At 42.1% G+C, this 16,131-nt stretch carries 15 protein-coding genes; 7 read left to right on the top strand and 8 right to left on the bottom strand.

Features of this window, described 5'->3' with window-relative positions:
• Nucleotides 1–41: 41 nt before the first annotated feature.
• From Q8M62_RS09675 to Q8M62_RS09665, 3 genes are all read right to left on the bottom strand, one after another.
• Nucleotides 42–956, bottom strand: coding sequence for an alpha/beta hydrolase (locus tag Q8M62_RS09675; protein ID WP_304901998.1), 915 nt, complete (start codon nucleotides 954–956; stop codon nucleotides 42–44).
• Entirely contained in the window at nucleotides 953–1,300 is a 348-nt protein-coding gene (locus Q8M62_RS09670; RefSeq protein WP_304901997.1) for an MmcQ/YjbR family DNA-binding protein, read from the bottom strand. Before Q8M62_RS09670 ends, Q8M62_RS09675 begins: the two co-directional genes overlap by 4 nt.
• A 1,018-nt stretch (nucleotides 1,301–2,318) precedes the next feature.
• Nucleotides 2,319–3,062, bottom strand: coding sequence for a peptidase dimerization domain-containing protein (locus Q8M62_RS09665; RefSeq protein WP_304901996.1), 744 nt, complete (start codon nucleotides 3,060–3,062; stop codon nucleotides 2,319–2,321).
• Between the two features lie 273 nt (nucleotides 3,063–3,335).
• Here Q8M62_RS09665 and Q8M62_RS09660 point away from each other — a divergent pair, with 273 nt between their 5' ends.
• From Q8M62_RS09660 to Q8M62_RS09645, 4 genes are all read left to right on the top strand, one after another.
• Entirely contained in the window at nucleotides 3,336–4,064 is a 729-nt protein-coding gene (locus Q8M62_RS09660; protein WP_304901995.1) for a class I SAM-dependent methyltransferase, read from the top strand.
• A 267-nt stretch (nucleotides 4,065–4,331) separates the two neighbouring features.
• Complete coding sequence (locus tag Q8M62_RS09655) at nucleotides 4,332–4,910, top strand: YceI family protein (protein WP_304901994.1); 579 nt, start codon at nucleotides 4,332–4,334, stop codon at nucleotides 4,908–4,910.
• Between the two features lie 11 nt (nucleotides 4,911–4,921).
• A complete protein-coding gene (locus Q8M62_RS09650; protein ID WP_304901993.1) occupies nucleotides 4,922–6,217 on the top strand; it encodes a hypothetical protein in 1,296 nt (431 codons plus the stop codon).
• A gap of 12 nt (nucleotides 6,218–6,229) precedes the next feature.
• On the top strand, nucleotides 6,230–6,754 hold the full coding sequence (locus tag Q8M62_RS09645) for a hypothetical protein (protein ID WP_304901992.1): 525 nt from the start codon (nucleotides 6,230–6,232) through the stop codon (nucleotides 6,752–6,754).
• Nucleotides 6,755–7,659: 905 nt separating this feature from the next.
• On the opposite strand, the gene Q8M62_RS09640 is transcribed toward Q8M62_RS09645, so the two are convergent.
• Nucleotides 7,660–8,733, bottom strand: a complete 1,074-nt coding sequence (locus Q8M62_RS09640; RefSeq protein WP_304901991.1) for an alkaline phosphatase — start codon at nucleotides 8,731–8,733, stop codon at nucleotides 7,660–7,662.
• 473 nt (nucleotides 8,734–9,206) lie between these two features.
• Here Q8M62_RS09640 and Q8M62_RS09635 point away from each other — a divergent pair, with 473 nt between their 5' ends.
• Entirely contained in the window at nucleotides 9,207–10,034 is an 828-nt protein-coding gene (locus Q8M62_RS09635) for an alpha/beta fold hydrolase (RefSeq protein WP_304901990.1), read from the top strand.
• A 77-nt stretch (nucleotides 10,035–10,111) separates the two neighbouring features.
• Here the strand turns inward: Q8M62_RS09635 and Q8M62_RS09630 are convergent, their stop codons facing one another.
• The 3 genes from Q8M62_RS09630 to Q8M62_RS09620 form a co-directional block, all read right to left on the bottom strand.
• Complete coding sequence (locus Q8M62_RS09630; protein ID WP_304901989.1) at nucleotides 10,112–10,600, bottom strand: heme-binding domain-containing protein; 489 nt, start codon at nucleotides 10,598–10,600, stop codon at nucleotides 10,112–10,114.
• On the bottom strand, nucleotides 10,600–10,992 hold the full coding sequence (locus tag Q8M62_RS09625) for a heme-binding domain-containing protein (protein ID WP_304901988.1): 393 nt from the start codon (nucleotides 10,990–10,992) through the stop codon (nucleotides 10,600–10,602). The genes Q8M62_RS09630 and Q8M62_RS09625 overlap by 1 nt, the downstream gene beginning before the upstream one ends.
• 181 nt (nucleotides 10,993–11,173) lie before the next feature.
• Nucleotides 11,174–12,544: an FAD-binding protein gene (locus Q8M62_RS09620; protein ID WP_304901987.1), complete on the bottom strand. Its 1,371-nt coding sequence runs from the start codon at nucleotides 12,542–12,544 to the stop codon at nucleotides 11,174–11,176.
• A gap of 122 nt (nucleotides 12,545–12,666) precedes the next feature.
• Between Q8M62_RS09620 and Q8M62_RS09615 the strand changes: the two genes are divergently transcribed.
• Nucleotides 12,667–13,869, top strand: a complete 1,203-nt coding sequence (locus Q8M62_RS09615) for an FAD-binding oxidoreductase (protein ID WP_304901986.1) — start codon at nucleotides 12,667–12,669, stop codon at nucleotides 13,867–13,869.
• A gap of 84 nt (nucleotides 13,870–13,953) precedes the next feature.
• On the opposite strand, the gene Q8M62_RS09610 is transcribed toward Q8M62_RS09615, so the two are convergent.
• Nucleotides 13,954–14,286 (bottom strand): hypothetical protein, encoded by a 333-nt coding sequence (locus Q8M62_RS09610; RefSeq protein ID WP_304901985.1) that lies wholly within the window; start codon nucleotides 14,284–14,286, stop codon nucleotides 13,954–13,956.
• 129 nt (nucleotides 14,287–14,415) lie between these two features.
• Here Q8M62_RS09610 and Q8M62_RS09605 point away from each other — a divergent pair, with 129 nt between their 5' ends.
• Nucleotides 14,416–15,618, top strand: a complete 1,203-nt coding sequence (locus tag Q8M62_RS09605) for an IS4 family transposase (protein ID WP_304901984.1) — start codon at nucleotides 14,416–14,418, stop codon at nucleotides 15,616–15,618.
• Nucleotides 15,619–16,131: the final 513 nt, after the last annotated feature.

Raw genomic sequence — 16,131 nt, 5'->3', positions numbered from 1 at the left:
TTTCTACTAGCTTTAAGTAATCAGGAAAAAAAACTCAAATTTCACTTCCATTTTTCCAGCTTTCCGACCTTTTCTTTGAGGTAAAGCATGCTTTCCGGTAGCGTTTCTACACCATGTCCCGCAGGATAAACCTGAATATCTTTCAGATTTTGGATTAAAGCTTTGGCCTTGCTGATACTTTTCCCAAAAGGAAAAAGCAGGTCATGATCTCCTAGTACCAAATAGACGTTTGATTTTACCTTTTTCAATTCTTGGTTCATGAAATAGGGCTTCTGGGTTTTGTCAACATAGCGAGTCAATGCAAACAGTTCGTAGTCCACCAATAGCTTCCAAGCCTTTGGGGAAAGGAAATGGTCTGGTTTGAGGAAAATGGCCTTTTCAAGAAATTGCTCCACATTTTTCCGCTTTGGACTGAAAATAGGCAGAAGGTTGTAATAGAGATTCTTTAGTGAAAGTGAAAATGGCTGCAAACATCCAGGATTATAGAGAAAGGCAACTTTGATTTTTTCAGGATTGGTGATGCTGAGTTTCATGCAAATCGATCCTCCAAAAGAGGCTCCCGCCACGTAGCTGGACTTGAGATCCAACTTATCCATTATATCCGCTGCCCAATGCCCGTAATCCAAGGATTTGATGTCCGGTGTATCGCCATCGCTGAGATTTGGAAGGCCGTTGGTTTCGACCAGGTAAATCCGAAAGCGGTCGAGGAGATGATCCAGATTTCGGTCAAAGTCCCAAATCAAAGCTGTTGTTCGTGCCCCGGGAAAAATCACCAAAGGTTCTAGGGTCTTATCAGAAGTCTGCAATCCGTAGATCATCGTCTTTCCCAAACCGGTTTCTACCTCGATTTTTTCATAAGTTCGGGCATTGATTTCTTCGAGTTGGTCTACCCAATTTTCGAACCATTGCCGGTCTTCGGTGGGGGATTTGAAGGCAGAGGAGAATTTAATTTTCATTGTTGAAAAGGGTGGGGCTTGGAATTGGGTTTTAGGTTTTCGGGAGCAGTTTGGTTGAAGGCGGCTGTGATTAAATCTCTGATTATTTCCTCCTTCAACTCTCCGATTTTGGCTAGGGTCCAACCCTGTTTTCCCCACTTATTCGGAACCGGGAAAACCAGTTTGGAATCGAAAAGTGAAAAGAGATCCTGATCTTTTTCGGAGAGTTTCAGGCAGGCCAATTGGGTCTTGAAATCGAAAGTTGCGAAGATCTTTTTGCGGACCCGAAAGGAGATCTTATCGAAGTGTGGGACTTCCAATGTTTCTGGAAATGAAAGGGCGAAGGAGCGAAAAAAATCAAGCATAGATTCCGGCGATTATTTTTGAAAATAGTCATAATTAATGAAATCAACCAGCTTAAGCTGCGAGGATCAAGCATTCTGAAATTATTCATTTTTGAGGACATTCTCATTTATCCGCAGAAAGAATGTAACCTGTGTATTGGATGTTTTTGGAGGAGATTTGCATCGGAAATTAAAATTTAGACTCATCTAAAAATACAACTTTATTAGCTGGTATTTGAAGAGAATGGTTTTCCTCAGGAAAGAGACTGCAAGTGCAGTAATTCGGGTAAATTTTACGAAACCAAATAATATTCTGCTTTTTGAAACTTCAAAAAACCTGCATCTAATCAGTGAATAGATGCAAATCAAAATATTTAAAATCAGTTGATTATAAGTTGGATTAATTTGAAGAAAAAGGAAAATTCAGGACTTGACTTAAGTGGTTTTTGGGTGAAAAGTGAATTTCCAAAAGCATAAACAGAATCTCGATTCAACGTTAAACAAAACTTAAAAATGATCTTTTCCCGCAATTAAATTGTCAATAATCGTACCTTAATTTTTGACTTTGACTTTGTGGGTTTCATGTAGTTTGTGCTGAAACTAGTAATAGGTGCTTTGCGAAAGAAGAACCTTAAATATCAAACCTAAATTGGGTAGGAAGCAGGGATATCATCCCATGCAGACTTCAATTTTTTGCTGGTGATGAATTTGGACTTTTCTCAAAGTATCTCCTTTTTGGTTTAAAAAAATCAAAGCGAAATCACTCCAAAAAGTCAAGGAACGAAAGCATCGGAAGGCTTTCCCTGTGGAGGATAATTTGATTTATTTTGTGCTTTTTGGAACTAGGCTTTTCCAACGAAGCGAAGCAAATACAAGGTGAAATGGGTTGCTTTATAAATCTATATTCAACTCATCTAACTCGGTAGTTTTGGAACGAATTGGAGTGTGGAATGGAGGTTCTAAATCATCAGGATAAAAGCATGAACTGCCCCTCAATCTGTCGGTCGAATGCCCAGCTTTTCCAGATCTCTGAACTGGCTTATTTGATGAATCCTGCTTCGGAAATCAAGGTCAATAAAGCAAGTTTGATGGCGTCCGTTCCCTTGTCATCCAGCCACCATTCATCGAGTGAGTGAGCTTTGTCGCTCTTCCCGCCCCAACCCAAAGTCACTGCGGGAATGCCTTTTGAAATAGGCCAATTTGCATTGCCCGACATAATAAATAAGGTAGGCTTAATACCGAAAGATTGAATGGATGCCATCGAACGTTGAACGAGGGAAGTTTCGGTAGAAGTTACTCCTGAAGGTCTAAATCCGATTTGATCGATTTTCACGGTTAGTGCTGGGCTTGTCTTTCGGTTGCTGTTGTATTCTTCCAGTCCCTTTTGCATTGAAGCATTGAAAATTGAGTCCATTTTCTTGAGGCTTTCATCGTCTTCCGAACGCATGTCTACCTCCATCCAGGATTCGAATGGAATTGAATTGACCGATGTTCCTCCTCCGATTTTGCCAACATTGAAACTGGTTTTTGTCTTGGCAACAGCAGAAAATTGAGCAGCATTATCAGAAAAGTAATGGATCATTTTCCCAAGAGCATGATGGGGATTTACCAAACCGAAATCACCCCATGAATGTCCACCCGGTCCTAGGACGGTTACTTTATATCGGATAGATCCAGTTCCTTGGTTTGAGATTCCACCGGTACCATCGGAGTCAATGGATAGCGCTTGGGCGAAGGAAATCCGAATTACAAGAAAACAGGCTGCAAACAGAATGAATTTCATGAGTTTATAATTGTTTTTTATTTTATTGGCCACAGGGAATCTTCGCATGGATAATAATCATCCCAGTGTGTGACGTTTTCGTCATGCCTGTCTGCCCCAGGCAGGCCTGCTTATGGCAGACAAGCTCGATTTCATGGTAAATTTGATTTAGGGCTTGATGGGTCAGCCTATTCCGGATTTCGTTTTTAAAGCTAAAGATTTATCAGGTTTTTTTGACAGGAGGCTCTTTTTAAACACCGCACAAGTAAATTGGTTAAATCAAAAAATACAACCATGAAGCAATACCCGATATATAGTCTAATGATCGTGAGTTTTTTGCTTATCTTTTCCTGCCAAGGTCAAAGCAAGCAGAATTCTACTGATTCTCCCTATTCTTCCAAAAAGTCCAGTTACGATGGCATAGGCAAGGTATATATGGGAAGGGAAATATCATTCGTCATGGGATTCGAAGGTAGAGGCTGGTTAGAGCGTCAAAGTCGGGAACAGGAGGAAAGCGTATCACTAGCGATCGAAAACCTTCCCTTAACTACCGCAAGCGTAGTGGCAGATTTAGGTGCCGGTTCTGGCTATTACACATTTAGAATTGCACCAAAAGTCCCGGATGGAAAAGTCTATGCCGTAGAAATTCAGGATGACGCTATTCAATACCTCGAAAACCAAAGTAAAGAACTTGGCTTTGACAATGTAATCCCAGTAAAAGGAACAGAGACCTCTCCTAATCTTCCTGAAAATTCAGTGGATTTGGTCATCCTGGTGGATGTCTACCACGAACTTGAATATCCTGTTGAAATGTTGGCAGCTATTCGGAAATCATTAAAACCGGAGGGGAAAATTCTTTTGATCGAATACCGAGGGGAAGATCCAGCAGTGGCAATCAAACCGCTTCACAAAATGACGGTCAAGCAAGTAGAAAAAGAGTTGGAAGCCAATGGTTTTAAACTGGTTAAAAACGGCCAATTCATGAAAATCCAGCACTTTTTGGTTTTTGAAAAAAGAAATTAGGCGTAAAGTTTTTTTTTAGCCTAGTTAAATCCTCTTCTGTAGTTAAATTAAAGTTTTGTCAGTTTGTTGAAATAAAGAATAAAATTCTTATTATAATTTATTTTTTAATATAAAAGACTGTTTTTATATCTATAAATCAATAATTCGATATAAAATTTTAAATCATCATTTTTTTTGAGCTGTAGTAAATCATGGCCTTTACTGATTTTGATCATCTTTTATACGGGGTTTAGTGTGGACTTTTGACTCATCAAATTACTCCAAAAGATGATGAAACTATCAAAACTTCCCCCGTTTTACCTGCTGGCCTTCCTGCTTTTACTGGTTTCGGTTGACAGTGTTGCACAGACTAAATATGTGATGTCTGGCACTCCCATGTTCAAGGTGGATGGTGGATCATCTCTTCACGATTGGTCCATGACCTCCCAAAACGGAGTGGGTGAAGGGTCCTTTGTGATTGCAGATGGCAAACTTAAAACTGTAAGAGCTCTGACGGTCAATTTTGTCGCAGAAACATTAAAGAGCGGTACAAAAGGACTCGACACCAATGCTTACAAGGCGCTCAACACCGGTAAAAACAAAGAAATCAGATTTGATCTCAAAGAATTTTCAAGTAGTGGTACATCCTACCTTGCTAAAGGCGACCTCACGATTGCCGGAGTAACCAAGGCAGTAAGTTTTCCGGTAAAGCTGACTACCTCAGGAAACAAACTGACTTTTGAGGGAAGCTTTGACACCAAACTGACCACCTTCTCGGTGACTCCCCCCACTGCCCTTTTGGGTACAGTCAAAACTCACGATGACATAAAAATTTCTTTCAAGTCTACATTCCAACCAATCCTCTAACCCCAATAATTATGAAAAATTATCTATTATCCGCAATTCTTGCTGCGGGAATCTCTGCCACAGGTTTGGCACAGGGATTACAGCGAGACGTTCAATATTGGAGACCTTATGACCAAAGAGGTATCAATGTCTTTGAGACAGGCAAAGCCGATACCGTAGCTTTCGAAGGTATGAAAGTAAGAATCGGAGGACACTTTACACAACAATGGCAAAACCTCAGCCATGAAAACACAGCATCACCGGTATTGAATGCGCAAAATGTGAATCTCAATCAACTAATTGAGATTGGCGCAGGTACCAACCTTGCAACTGCCAACCTTAACATTGATGTTGAATTGGCAGATGGTTTAAGATTAAACCTGACGACCTATCTTTCCTCTAGACACCACCCGGAAACTTGGGTAAAAGGTGGATATCTTCAGGTTGACAAGTTGGGCTTCTTGAATTTGGGAAATACAGACTGGTTTGACAAATACCTTACTGTCCGTGTTGGCCACATGGAAATCAACTATGGTGATGCTCACTTTAGAAGATCTGACAACGGTAATGCCATGTACAACCCTTTTGTAGGTAATTATATCATGGATGCATTTACAACTGAAGTTGGTGGTGAAGTCTTCTTCCAAAGCAACGGATGGTTGGCGATGGTGGCTGTCACAGGAGGGGAAATCCAAGGTGGTATTACAAGTCCAGACAATAGAAAACCAAACTTTATCGGAAAATTCGGGTACGACAAAAATCTGTCTGATGATTTGAGAGTGAGGTTGACTGGTTCAGTTTACACAACATCAAGTTCTCAGAGAAATACACTTTGGGGAGGAGACAGAGCCGGTTCAAGATATTATCTGGTCATGGAGAACACGCTCGCTACTACCGCTGCAAACTTTACTTCAGGTAGATTCAATCCTAATCAAACCAATAATATTACAGCGTTTGTCTTCAACCCATTCATCAAATTCCATGGCTTGGAGTTCTTCGGTAACTTTGAAAGATCAACCGGAAAAGCCAGAAATGAAACCGTGGACAGAACTTGGAATCAGACAGGTGCTGACTTGGTCTACAGATTTGGTACCCACGAAAAATTCTACATGGCTGGCAGATACAACAAAGTCAATGGCCCATTGGCCGGTTCTGGACTTGAGGTTAGTCTCGATAGAATCCAAATTGGCGGTGGTTGGTTTGTGACTAAAAATGTGCTGGCCAAATTGGAGTACGTCAGACAAAACTATAACGACTTTGCTGCCGCAGATAGATTCAACGGCGGTAAATTCAACGGATTGATGATTGAAGGAGTCATAGGTTTCTAAATCAACAAAATTATGCAAGTCCTCATCCTAATGATCTTTCTCTTCTTCTCAGCTTTGGCACAGGACAGAAGCGAACTGATCATCACCGACCAAAGAATACAGGTAAGTGGATACACCTCCTTAGGTAAGTTCAACTGTGATTTCTCTCGGGTGGGTATGAAGGATACGCTGAAATTAAATTCCACAGGGGATCTCAGAAAATTGGAGTTTATTATTCCCGTAAAAAGCTTCTCCTGTGGAAATTTCCTCCTCAACAATGACTTTCGGGCTACCCTGAAGGAAAAGGAATATCCAAATGCTTTGGTAACTGTCTCCAATTTTCGACAGAAATCAGGCAAGGTTTATTGTACCATGGTCTTAGACTTGGTGGGGCAAAAGCTGGAGTTCCCGGATATCATTCTTGAGAAAAATAAGGAAGGCCTCAGTGCCAACTTGATTCTCAATTTTGACATGCTCAAGTTAAGTCCACCCAGCAAATTTGGAGGACTGGTCAAGGTAGAAAATCAACTCGATCTCGAGCTTCACTTGGGGATGTAAAGTGAAATTTGCTCTTTGGATTTACAGGAGCAACCTTTTCAGCAAAGATTTTTACCACGGAGAGCTCAGAGAAATTGGTTTTGAGTGGAATAGATTTTTAAAAGAACCACAATTGTTATTGATATTTCAATTCTTTTTCAAGGTCACAGAGGGGAAAAGCTAAAGCTTTTTTTCAGAAACAGTCAGTGTAAAAGTGCCAAAGGCACGTTCCGTAGAAGCCCAGTATGCAATGCTGGGCAAAATGAGAATAATCAAATTTCGAGTGCTGAAGGCACGACCTGTTTTTTAAGCCACAAAGCACGCAAAGGCACGCAAAGGTTTTTAACAAGAAAGGATTTTACCACAGAGTTCTCAGAGGAAAAGAGATTTAGGGAGCAGGCCTTGATTTGGACTTTATAGCTAATTGGCTAGATTGGCCTTTTTCAAGGTCACAGAGGTGAAAAGCTAAAGCTTTTCTTTGTGAATCTTAAAAGTGCCAAAGGCACGTACTGTAAAAGCCCGGTATGCAATTCCGGGATTAGAGGAGATCATCCAGTTTTGAGTGCTGAAGGCACGATCTGTTTTAAAGCCGCAAAGCACGCGAAGTGACGCAAAGATTTTTCACCACAGAGGACACAGAGAATTTGAGTTTAAGTGGTTCAGGATAATAAAAAGAACCTCAATCCTTTTGGCTTTCTGAGAATTTTCTCAAGGTCACAGAGAAAAAGCTGAAGCTTTTTGTAATTACCGCTGAGGCTGTGGAGGTTTTAAACCACATAGAAACTTAGGGACACATAGCTTCCATTTCTCAACGGTTTTATGCTATGGTTTCTATGAGCCTATGTGGTTTTCAATAAAAACTTTTGGCTCAAATAACCTTTTTCAAGACTAAAGAGGTTTATAAGCCTACCAAATTGCTGATTCTCTTATTTTTTGAACTTGTATGCCCGCATCATTTTGTGAAAAATCTCATTGTTTTCATAAAATCCCGCAAATCTCTCAGAACCCGGACCATAGGCAAAAACAGGAATCATCACCCCGGTATGACTGCCCGTGGTGAATTTTCCCTCAACCATGCCAGTTTTGGTATCTCCCTTGTTGATGGAGAATCCCCCCGTCTCATGATCTGCGGTGATGATGACCAGCGTGTTACCGTCTTTCTTCGCAAACTCCAAAACCTTACCGATGGCATTGTCAAAGTCGATCATTTCGTCCACAATGTATTTGGTGTTGTTCGCATGTCCGCCCCAGTCGATTTGAGAGCCTTCGATCATTAGAAACATCCCTTTTTTATTCGTTTTCAGGAGATTCAGCGCCACTTCGGTTGATTTCACCAATTCGTCTCCCCGTCCTTCGGAAAATTTGGCCTGCTGCTCTTCGGCAAGGAAAGCTGCCAATTTTCCTGATTTGATCCGCTGCACCTCTTCGATGGTATTGGCGATTTGATAGCTTCTGTTTTTCAGGGAATCAACCAGATTTAAACCATCGCTTCGATTTGCGAAAAACTTCCTGCCTCCTCCGATAAATACGTCAATATCGGTATTGAGAAAATCCAAGGCGATATTTTCATCCAGAGAGCGGGAAGCTTGGTGGGAGATAAAGCTTGCCGGGGTTGCATGCGTGATCGAACAGGTGGCGACCAAGCCTGTAGCAAGACCATTTTGTTCTGCAATTTCGAGGATCGTAGGAACGGCTTCACCGTTGGCGTCAACTCCGATTGCACCGTTATACGTTTTTACACCGCAGGAAAAAGCCGTGGCACCGGCTGCAGAGTCAGTTACAAAGGCGTTTGAAGCTTGATTTTTGTGAAAACCGATGACGGGAAACTGTTCGAGATGAAGACTGCCGAAGTTGCCAACCATTCCGGCGTAAATCTGGGAGACGCCCATGCCGTCACCGATCATCAGGATGATGTTTTTTGGGTGTTTGGCTTTTTTTTGAGCCCAGACAGGGCTAAAGCAGATTAAAAGACAGAGGACTATCAGTGATTTTTTTATCATGTGATTAGCTGGGTTAAATTATTAGCGAAAAGCTAAAATAGGAGAGATTGCCCGGTTTATAGATTAGCTGCTCCAATTCTTAATCTAAATTTCACTTAATAGTGGCAGTTTGTACCCCATTTTCGGAAATGATCTTTTCACCGGTATTTTTTACTCGAATGGATTTAGACAAAAAATCCAGAACAATAATTTCTGTCATAATTATCAATTCATCAGTTCAGAATGTATCATCCGGAAAGTAAGTTTTCTAAATCCTTGTAAAACTGTATTTCAGGGTAATGGAAACGATTTTTTAAGATTGGGCAGCAGCGTTCCTCATTTTGGATTTTGCTTTTTCCAAGTATTTGCCCGGTGAAAAGGAGCTGTCGTTTTTATTCAGAATGAATAAGTCAATTCAATATTTGCCAAATGCTTTGCTGGCTTGATTACTGCAATTTGAAAATCATGTACTTGATAATCAAAACCAATTAGTCATGAACACTGCAAGCAAAGGATACAACTTGATTGTACCAGTCAATACCATCAATATTTCCTATGATGACCTGGGGGAAGGAAGCGTTCCGATCATTTTTTTGCATGGCTTTCCCTTCGATAAGTCGATGTGGAAAGTGCAGCTTGAGTATTTTTCCTCATCGCAACGTGTAATTGCAGTTGACATCAGAGGTTTCGGAAAATCCACTGATGAAGATTCTGCATTAAGCATTGATCTTTTTGGTAATGATCTGATCCATTTTATGGATGCTTTAGGTTTTGAAAAAGCAATAGTCTGTGGGCTATCTATGGGAGGATATATTGCGCTCAATGCGCATGGACGATTTGCCAATCGATTTGAAGCATTGATTCTGTGCGACACCCAATGCATCAATGATTCCAATGAAGTCACTGCCAAACGCCTGGAGGCAATCACCAAAGTGGAGGCAGAAGGGCCCGGAGAATTTAATGAAGACTTTGTGAAGAAAGTTTTTCACCCGGATTCTTTGACGGAAAAGAAGGAATTGGTAGAAGAATTAAAAGCGGTCGTTTCTGCCAATTCACAGCATATTATCGCAGAGGGATTGAGAGTGCTGTCCGGCCGCTCAGAAACCTGCTCAACGCTGGCTGATATTTCTGTCCCTACGCTTATTATCTGCGGCAGAGAAGATGAGGTGACTCCCCTTGCTCAGTCAGAATCCATGCAGGAAGCCATTAAGGGTGCCGAATTGCAGGTTATCGAAAAAGCAGGGCATGTATCAAATCTTGAGCAGCCCGAAGTATTCAACGGCTATTTACAGGATTTTCTCTTCAGAATTTCCTTGGATTGAATCGGATGATGAATGAGTGAAAAAGCCGCTGAATTCAGAATTTAAAGGGGGTGGAAAAAAAGCCCCGAAGGTTTGATTTACCCTTCTTCAGGTCCTGATTCCTCATCTTCTTCCACCACACTATCCATTGCATCCTCAGCCCACTGCACAATCAGTTGGCGCTGGGCATCGGAGAGTTTGGCTGATGTGTGAATAGCCGTGTAAATGGGCATAGGCATTTCACCTTCCTTCACTTCTATGGAAATATCGTCCAGTTTTTCCAGCTTTTCCATCATGTCGTAATCTTGCCATACAGAGAAATTGAGTTCTTTGCGGGCATCCTTCACGTCTTTTGCAACCAGCCACGAAAAGGGAGCTACATAAGAATACCATGGAAATTTGGTCTCGTTGCTGTGGCAATCGTAGCAGGAGGTTCTCAACAGCCCTGCTACTTCGATACTTACGATTCCACTTTCGATCAGATCTCCAGGATTGTTGATTTCCGTGGAAGGCAGTTCGCTTGGGACTAATTGAATGACTAAAACAATCAAAACAATCCCTGACAAAAGGTATTGCCAGCCCTTCATCAATTTGATTTCTTTTTGCCCGCGCTCCATTCCAACAGCGTTGCCAATTCCGCTTCGGTAAGTTTTCCCTCCGGTTTATTTTCCAGGAATTTAGCGGGGGGCATTTCGCCTGCTTCCAAGGCTTCGGCTATTTTGCCTTTTGTCGCCATTTGCTTTGCCTTTTTAGAAGCTTCGAAGGCATCCCAATCCAGTTTGGCTTTGCCTTTTTCATTTTTAGACTCAGAATTGTGGCAGCCGTAGCATTTTTGGTCGACAATCGCCTTGATATTGGCCGGCATGTCCGGGGAAAAAGCAAGGTGAGAAGAGGTGGTCTTGTCCTCTGGTTTGGTGGTTCCCTGAAAGAATAAGAGGCCGAGAAGTGCGGCCATCGGAAGGAATGTTAAATTTTTCATAGTGAGTGAGTTGTGGGATATATCAGGAATTTCAAAAAGTTTTTAGAAAAGATCAATTTTTTCAAAAAAAATCAATTGAAAATAGGGTTGAAATATCATAAAAAGCGAAAATAGAACAGAAAAATCGCTAAAAACGAAATAATATTTCAAACAGAATCATCTCTGCTTAGGTGTTTTTGGATCAACTCACTCCGAAGACCGTTCGATTAAGAAACTCATTTCTAAACTTGCCCTCTGGATCGTGTTTGCTAAGCAGGGCCTTGAATTCCTCAATTTTTGGATAGCGTGATTGTAAGGTTTCAGATGGAATCGTAAACAACTTGGCCCAATGTGGTCTTGGGTTGAAGCGGTTTAGCCTTCCTTCCATTTGAGGCAAAAAAGCCATCACCTCGGGAATTTCCTGCTTCCAAGTCGTGTGAATCGCAATCGAATCCCGCTGATAGCAGGTGCTCATCCAGAGTTCATCCGCTTTGATACTCCGGATTTCTGAAATGAAAAGATAGGGATTGATTTGTTCAGCCATTTCCGATACGGCAAGAATCGCCTCGTAGCCATTTTCGAGGGGAACAAAAAACTCCGACTGGAGCTCTTTTCCGGCACTGGGCTGGAATTCCATCTTGAAATGTGGTAGTCGATCAAACCAAGGACCCGGTACTCCAAGTTGCTCAGAGCAACTTTCGGGATCTAAGTCTGGAACAGGATGCATTTTTACATCCGCTTTTTTCCCACCAAAGAAATCCTCAGGAAAATCCAGTTCTTCTCCCGGTACCACTTTCTTTTTGACCCATACTTCAGTGATTTTGTCAGTTTTCCAGTCAATAAATAAGCTGACGCTGTAGCCTGCACCCATGATTTCCTTAAAGTTATCTTTCAGGGATTCCATGGGCATGTCGAGGTAGACTACCTGGGCTACTTCAAAAGTCGGAACAAGGTCCAAAGTCACCTTGGTCACGGGGCCTAATCCTCCCAAAGCGACCACAGCGCCGTAAAATTCAGGATCAGATTCTCGGGACAGGTTGACGATTTCCCCGCTTGCATTGACAAATTCAATAGCAGCGACACTGGTGGATAGGTTTCCATTGCCAAGGCCTGAACCGTGAGTGGCCGTGGCTATAGTTCCTGCCACTGAGATATGAGGAAGTGAGGCAAGGTTGTGAAGTGCAAAACCGTTTTCGTGGAGGTAGGCAGAAAGGTCTCCGTATTTTATTCCTCCTTCGACGGTCACCCGACTTTTTTCCCGATCCAAGGAGATTACTTTATTCAGGTGCTGAAAGGAAAGGAGGTTTTCTGTGCTGTCAGCAATCCGGTTGAAGGAGTGACGGGAGCCTAAAACTCTCAGCTGATCGCATTTAATGACAAGGTCTCGAACCTCTTCTACAGTTTTGGGATAATGGACATTTGCCGTGCTGAACTCAAAGTTTTCAGCCCAGTTTTTCAATCGTTCAGGAGTTATAGTTTCCACAGGTTTTTTGGGAGTGCAGGAGAGTATTGGGTGAAGAATAGCGGTTCCAACCAAAAGAGAAGAGTTTTTGATAAAAGTTCTTTTGTCCATGTTGATTGGGGTTGATTTCAAGCGAATTACAAATTCGTTTTGATATAAAGGGGTAGATTATCTTAACTTACTCAACTCCGATCACATTTTGAAACAGGAAGTAATTTTTAAATTGAAAATCAATGCGCTTAAGAACTTTTGAATCATTCTGGCTGGTAAAAAACGGTATTCTTTACAGCTATCCCTCCCTACAATCAGATTCCAAAACTGAGATTCTGGTAATCGGTGGAGGCATCACCGGGGCATTGATCAGTCATGCGCTGATGGAAGCGGGACACAAGGTCATGCTGATCGACCGTCGGGATATCGCCATGGGCAGCAGTTCTGCCACCACCAGCATGCTACAATATGAAATTGACGTGCCGATGTATCTTCTGAGCGAAATGATCGGAGAGGAAGCAGCGGCGATCTGCTATCAGGCCGGAATTGAGGCGATTTTGGAAATGAAAAAGCTGGTGGAAAGCACCAAGATCGACTGCGGATTTGAGATGAAAGAAAGTCTTTACCTCGCCCACAGTAAGAAAGCTTCGGTTTGGCTTAAGCAGGAGTTTGCCATTCGGGATAAGTACAAGCTGGGAGTGAAGTGGCTTAGCGCTTCTGAGGTGAAAGCCAAATACGGGCTGATCTGTCATGGGGCGATTTTGTCGGAAGTGGCGGCAAGTGTGGATGCTTACCAGTTGGCCCATGAACTCATTCAACTGAATGTGAAGCGTGGCATGAAGGTCTACGATCAGACCGACATTGATCAGATTGAGACTTCTGGCAAGAATCCCAAGGTCATCCTCAAAACCGGACATAGCATCGAAGCCAAAAAGATTGTGTGCTGTACCGGTTTTGAAAGTACCAAGTTGCTAAAGGAAAAAATAGCTGATCTGTTCTACACCTATGCGACGGTCAGCGAGCAGGGAATCAAGCTCAACAAAAACATCCAAAACACGCTGATTTGGAACACCGGTGATCCTTACCTCTACATGCGAACCACAGACGACGGACGATTCCTCGTTGGCGGCGAGGATTCCGGGGCCAACTTTCAGTTTTTCCAGCAAAAAATCAAAGAGCGAAAAGCAGAAAAGCTTGTTAAAAAGTTAGAGGAAATCATGCCTGAAGTCAATTTCATCGAGGATTTCAGTTGGGGCGGGACTTTTGGTACGACCAAAGATGGGCTTCCTTATATCGGAAAAAGTCCGGAGTATGAAAACACGCTATTCGTGTTGGGTTTTGGAGGAAATGGAATTACGTTCTCTGTTCAGGGAATGGAGATGATTCAGAATTTTCTTCAGGGGAAAGATCACAAACTTGCCGAGTATTATCGGTTTGGGCGGTGAGTTAGGAGAAAAGGGGAGTAGTGTTAGGGGGATTACACTGAGTATCCCGTCTACTCGACTGACAGCTGAGCATTTTTATTTTAATTAAATCTGCTCTATTGATTTTCGGTACATTCGAAAAAACAGGAAAGGCAGAAATCCGAATGCAATTATTAATGTCCCTATAACAACTAATAAAGAACCGTATTGCATTCCGCTTGTCCGTAATAGGATACCCAAACCAGTTACAATTGCACCACTGAGGCCTAAAATGATTTTAAGATTTTCAGATAAAGCTTTACCCGAGGTCATTTTATAGCTATTAATAGCTAGCATTGGCAAAAAGAGCAGTAAAAAGCAAATCATTCCATAAGTTACCATGTCTCCTCCGCCTTTCCAGTTTAAATACTTAAATAACCACCCAAGGGTAATGCTCATAGAGGCTAAAAGACCAATTAAATACCACTACTGTCCGAGAAACGGTTTTAAAATTTAGGGTAAGCTTCTTAGGAGAAGCCTACCCTTTTTGCTGTATTTTAGGTTTACCACAACTTCAAATTACAGCGGATGAAAAATACACATTTCTTCGGACAGCCGATTTTTTCTCAACTTCTTTCTTTGGTCGATAAGAGTATTGTGTCCAAAGTGGTTTCCAAAAACCAATCAGATCGGTATTACAAAAGCTTTGATACCTGGCAGCATCTGGTCACGATGTTGTACTGTTCTTTCAGTGGAGCCACCTCGCTTAGGGAGCTGTCCACGGGCCTTTTGGCCTGGCAGAACAGGCTCATTCATATCGGAATACCCAAAGCCCCACGTAGGTCCACCATCTCTGACGGGAACAAGCGACGGCCCAGTGAAGTGTTCAGGGCCCTTTATCTGTCACTTTTTGAAAAGTACAGGGGTCTTTTGCCGGACAGCCGACTCAAAATTGAGGTGATTCAGAAGCTGTTTATTGTCGATTCGACAGTCATCAGCCTTTTCAAAGACATCCTCAAGGTAGCTGGAAGACCCCGAAAAGATGGCAGAAGCAAAGGCGGTATCAAAGCTCACGTGATGATTCATGCAGCTGAACTGATGCCCTGTCTAGTTAGATTTACAGAAGGAAGTCGCCACGACCACACCTTCCTCAAGTATCTCAATCTACCTGAAGGTTCTTATCTGGTGATGGACAAGGGATACACAGACTATCACCAGTATGCCCAATGGACAGACAGAGGGATTTTCTTTGTGTCCAGAATGAAGAACAATGCAAAGTTCGAAAGTCTGGAAGAAATAGAACTGCCCGAAGACCGAGATCATGAAATCCTCAAGGACGAAACCATCACTGTCCAGTACAGCGTGGACAAGGAAAAACATCCGCTCAAACTCCGCAGGATTGCCTACTGGGACCAAAAAAACCAAAAGCTGCTCATCTTCCTGACCAACAATCTGGAACTGGAAGCATCCACAGTGGCCGCCATTTACAAGCACCGATGGCAAATCGAGCTACTTTTCAAAAAACTCAAGCAAAACTTCCCACTCAAATACTTCTTGGGAGACAACCAAAACGCCATCGAAATCCAGATCTGGTGTGCCTTGATCTCACTGCTACTGATGGAGGTAGTACGAAAGCAACTCAAAAAGTCCTGGGCTTTTTCCAACATGGTCGCAGTAGTCAGATTCCACCTAACCAGCTACGTTCACCTGACAAACTTCTTAAACAATCCGGAAAAAGAACTCCAAGAAAACCTCGCAAAATCCTCCCAAATGAACATTTTCCCACCATAGGGGGCTTCACTTACCAAATTCTACCTGAAAACCCCCAAATTAGACGAATAGAAAAAGAATTAACCGACTATTATATTTTAGTCGGACAGTAGTGCCCTAAAATACAAAAACTTTCCAAGGGATTTGAAACCCTTGGAGAGTTGCGTAACCAACCAAAAAAAGAGGCCGAAGCCTCTCTTATTTGTTCAATCTGAGTTCTTCCGGCCTTTAAGAAACCGAATAACTAAATAGGTCATATATACCAAAAAAACGAATCCGAAGATCTGCCAAAAGAATAAGCCGAAACCAGGGGAATTTAAATTCATAGTTATCATGTCAAATTATTTATTGTTCAATAAAGTCATAAGTAACTTCTCCAGTGCAGCCAACCACTCTGATATTAACCTTTTTATTTTGATAAGTCCAAACTTCACCAACTCCTCCAAAAAACAGAACTAGTTAAATTGTAAAATGATTAGCTCTTCTGAAAAACGCAGGGAAATCGCTTTTATCACTTTCGATAAAAATGATGTC

It is taken from the genome of Algoriphagus sp., assembly GCF_030694375.1.
GTDB lineage: Bacteria > Bacteroidota > Bacteroidia > Cytophagales > Cyclobacteriaceae > Algoriphagus.
Note: the sequence above shows the minus strand (reverse complement) of the source record. Positions and strands in the feature narration are given on the sequence as shown.